Origin of the sequence: Streptomyces aurantiacus (assembly GCF_001418335.1) — a bacterium.
In the GTDB taxonomy this organism is placed as follows: domain Bacteria; phylum Actinomycetota; class Actinomycetes; order Streptomycetales; family Streptomycetaceae; genus Streptomyces; species Streptomyces aurantiacus.
The window spans coordinates 1-4,552 of the sequence record NZ_LIPP01000536.1; the positions used below are offsets into that span (position 1 = coordinate 1).

Annotated in this window: 1 pseudogene; it reads right to left on the reverse strand. The window is 73.1% G+C overall.

The annotated features are described in order from the left end of the window. Window positions 1-4,454: pseudogene (locus AOK01_RS40010) on the reverse strand (hypothetical protein); the annotation flags it as partial. Between the last annotated feature and the right edge of the window lie 98 nt (window positions 4,455-4,552).

The following is a 4,552-nucleotide window of genomic DNA, read 5'->3' on the forward strand; positions in this document are numbered from 1 at the left end:
GTGGTGGCGGTGGTGGCGGTGGCCGACGGGGCGGTGCGCCAGGCGGCGATGCCGTCCGGGCGGGCCTGGGCGTTGGTCAGCATCTTCACCGCGCGCTCCGGGTCCGGCACGTCCTGCTCCGTGAGGGTGCCGTCCGCGCCGGCGCCGTCCGGGGTGAGCAGGCTGACCGACATGATCTCGTTGAGGCTGCCGACCTGGGCCACGATGTGGGGCGCGAGGTTCGCGCCGGTCGCGTCCGTCATGGAGACCTTCAGCATGTAGCTGGTGACGATCTCGGCGTGCGCCTGGACGGTGGTGATGACCGGCATCGAGGTACTGCCGTTTGCCTCGGTCCGGTTGCTCGACCGCTGTTTGGCCGCGGTGCCCTGGGCCGAGGGGCTGGCGGTGAGGATGCCCTCGCCCGCCGCCCGCTGGCTGGCGCCGAGCGTGCCATCCGCGCCGCGGTCCTGGGAGACACCGGAGAGGTTGTCACGGGCGATGGTGCGGTAGTCCTCCAGCTCGAAGCCGGTACGCAGTTTCTCCACGGTGGTGGTGACCGGGAACAGCTCGAACCGGAGCCGCCCTGGGCTGCCGCCGACCGGCAGGTGGTGCGGTCTCGACCAGGTGCGGTAGCGGACGGGCAGGGTCAGCCCGCCGGTGGTCAGCTCGTGCAGGTGGCCGCGGAGGAAGTCCGGGGAGAGCCGCTGGAGGACCTGCTCCCGGTCGTGCGAGGGCACCCCGATCTGCTCCAGCTGCCGCAGCAGTCGATGCGCCTCGCGGCTCGCGTCCAGCTGGCCGCTGGGGTGGCTGGGGAAGCGGCGGCGCCGCAGGAAGCCGGGCACCCGGTAACCCCCGCCGAGGTTCTGCGGGGTGGTGGTGCCCAGACCGTCCGGGGCGAGCCCGGCCTCGATGACGTCCTGCATCGGCAGATGGAACATCACCGCGTCGCGAATGCGCTGGAGCCCGGCGGCGGCCCGGCGTGGCGCGAGACGCCGGCCGAGTCGCTGGGAGAGCCGGCCCGCCGCGGAGCTGATCCCGTGCCCGGCGCGGGTGCCGACCGTGCCCATCGCGGCCGTCCAGCGGTCGCGCACCGCCACGGTCTCGGTGGCGTCGGCGACCACCAGGTACATCCGGCCGGTGAAGGCGAGGGTGGTGTTGCGCCCCCGGGTGAGGGTCTGCGCGACGCCGCGGCCCTTGCTCCACGTGTACTGGAACGCGGACGAATAGGTGCCGGCCACCGCCTGCTGCCCCGGGGCCTGCTGGAGCGGTGTGTCGGAGCCCTGGAGGCCGAGGGTGGTGTGCGAGACGGTGCTCGCGCTGCCGACGACGCGGTGTTCGTTGCCGATGGTGGTTTCGAGGCTGGCCGCCTTCGGGTCGCTCTTGACGCGTATGTTGGACAACTCCCCGCGGACCGCGGCCTTCATGTAGTGACTCTGGAGCGGCCCGGCTCCGAACAGTCCGGTGATCCGGGAACCGAACGGGCCCAGATACTGGCCGAGTTGACCGGCCACGCTGAGGTCCGCCATCGCCCGGCGCAGCGCGGTACGCACCGGGGCGCCGGGCGCGCTGACATGCCAGGAGGTGCCGGTGGCCCGGTCGGCGGTGCTCTGCATGAGCTGCTGGCGCTGTCGCCCGCCCTCGGCGCTCAGCACCACGTGCGGGGTGCTCAGCAGCTTCAGGGTGAGCCGCCGGTCGGCGGAGTCCGACCTCGGCAGCGGGCGGGTGCCGTCGAGAAGCTGGTCCGCCTCGGCGGCGGAGAGCCCTCGCGCTGCGGAGGCGGGCGTGGGCGCCGGAGCGGGGCCGCCGGGCGGCGGATCCACCGGGGCGTGGCGATCGGAGCCGTGCGCGGCGGGCACGGCCAGCTCCACCCGGCCCACGGTCTCGCTGCCCCGGGCGAACAGCGGCCGTTCCTCGACCTTGCTGACGAAGACGCCCGCGCCGAGCAGACCGACCGTGACCAGCCGCGCCCAGCCGCGCGGGCGGCGGTGGCCCTCGAAGGAGGCGCCCAGCTCCACCTGGTAGCTGTAGAGGTCGGCGCCGGTCTGGAACATCAGGTGATCGTGGACGACCGCGACCGTGTTCCGGGTGGTCCTCTGGTCGGTCCTGGCGTAGCGCACGCCGACGGACACGTTGCCCGTCTGGCGCGGCAGCCCGGCTTCGGGCACCTTGTCGTGGTCGCGCGGCGAGACACCCATATCGACACCGCCGGAGAGGGTGACCGACGCCTGCTCGCCCTGGCCCGAGATCTCGGTGCCGATCACCGCGTTGCGCAGCGAGCGCTCGCTCATGGTGGTCTCGAACTGCCGGTCGGTGAGGCGCGCCTTGAGGATCAGGGTGTGGTGGCCGCGGCGCACCTTGCCGTCCTCGGTGAGGGTGACCGGCACTCCGGTGGTGGTCAGGTCGTCCAGGCTCTGCGCCAGGCTCGGCCGGTTCAGCGCCTCGCGCACCTGACGGTCGTTGTGCAGCGCGGTCCGCATCCGCCCGTCGCCGTACCAGAACTTGGCCAGCAGCGGATGCCGCAGCATCAACGGCGGGACGAACAGCGACGGGTACGAGCGGTGCAGCGTATCCAGAACGGCGTCGGTGAAGGCCCGCATGGGGTCCTGCGGGGCGGCGGGTTGCTGGGTCTGCGGGTTCTGGCTCGGTGGATTCTGGCTCGGTGGATTCTGGTTCGACGGCTGCGGCTGCGGCTGCGGCTGCGCCGGAGGTTGCGGCTGGGTCTGGGGCTGGGTCTGGGGGCGGTCGGGGCGGAAGCCCTCCGCGCGGACCTGGCCGCTCAGGTGGACCGGGTCCTCCCGGGTGAGGTACCACGGCACCGACGGCTCGGCGTCCGGGTGGGGCCCCGTCCGGCCTGGCGTGCGGCTGTCCCAGCCCGCGAGGCGGCGCGCGTCCTGCGTGGAGATCCAGTCGAGGCTGACCACCCGGACCGGGCGGGCCGCGGACGGCAGTTCGCCGGGCTTGCGCACCATCAAGGTGCGCTCCACCCGGTAGAGCGCGACCGGGTGGTTACGGATCCGGCCGCCGGTCTTGCGGGCCGCGTCGGTGCCCAGGTTGTGGCCGCGCCCGACGGTGAAGTCCGCGCGGACCAGCGGGCCGCCCTGGAGGCGCACGTCCGTCTCCGGTCCCGTGAGCGTGTAGTTCGGTCCGGCGGTGACCTGCAGACCGAGGCGGGTGTCACGGGCGTGGCCGCGCTCGTTCTGGTACGTGGTCTGGACGAAGTCGCGCAGTTCCGCCTTGACCGACTCGGTGACCAGCGTGGCCCGGTTCGGGACGGACCGTTCCACGATCAGGTGCCCGAGCGGGTGCTGTCCACTGCCCCGGGTCAGCTCGGGCCCGGTGACCGGCCCCGAGAACCGCCCGAACAGGGGGAGCAGCCGCCCCGGACGGAGGTACGAGACCAGGGTGCGGTGCGCCGAACTTCCGGGCCTCGCTCCGGACATGGCGAGCGCCACGTCCTCCGGCGGGTCCACCAGGTGCAGCCCGGTGGTGTCGGTGATCCGTGGTTCGACCCCGTCCGGGAAGGTGAGGGTCTTCGGGGCCCGCCGCGGTCCCTTGTAGGGCACGGTGAGGTCGTCCGGCAGCCGCCAGCTCAGCCCGTCCCGCATGCCGAAGTTGGCGTTGTGCACCTGGGTACGCCGCCAATTGGGCCGCGGCGCGGACGGGTTGGGGCGGCTCGGTGTCGCGCTGCTCGAACCGCCGGCCTTCGGCGCCTCGGTGACACGCTCCACCCGTACCCGGTAGTGGACGTCGTCCAGGTGCAGATGCGAGCCCTCCCAGCCGCGCCACTCGGTCTGGTTGAACGCCTGGGAGCCCTGCGTGTAGTCGGTCTTGCGGGTCCAGCCCAGCGAAAGCCCGATCTTCAGCAGCCAGTTGAGCGGCGGTCCCATGCTCAGGGCCCCGGCGATCCGGCGCCCGACACCGACGCTGCGCCCGCCGCCCGTACCGGCCTGGCCGCGTCGCATGGTGTCCAGCCGGACGGTGGCGCCGTTCACGTCGGTGAAGCGCTCCCAGCGGTGGTACGGGATGGCCTCGACCGTCATCTCGTGGCCGACCCCGGACTTCTCCCGGCCCACGAAGCGCGCGCCGCGCGGGGCGGTGAAGGCGCCGGGCTGGTCGGTCAGCAGGCGCAGCAGTTCCGCCTCGTCGAACTGGTCGCGCAGCTTCTTCGGCAGGTTGCCCATGATCTGCTGGGCCACCTGCTCGGGCGAGCGCAGGGTGGTCTTGCCGGGGCCCGTGAAGAGGCCGGTCGGGCGCGGTCCCCTGGTCTTGTGCCGCCGACCGCCCGGGGTGCCGTCGTCCGGGTCCGCGTCGGGGTTGATCAGGACCGTGGGCAGCCGGCTGCCGTCCTCGAAGGTGACGGTACGCGGCGCCGGGCCCGGGGGCCGGGCGTCGTGGCCGGTCAACAGCCGGGCCGGGCGGTGCCGTTCGAGCTGGGTCTCCAGCGGCACCGGGTCGCCGCGGTCGGGCGTTGTGGTGTCGGAGGTCTTCTCGGTGTCAGGAGTCTTCTCGCTCTTAGAGGTTTCGGTCTCAGGATCCTTGGCCTCAGGGCCCTTGGGGGCGGGGTCCTTGGGGG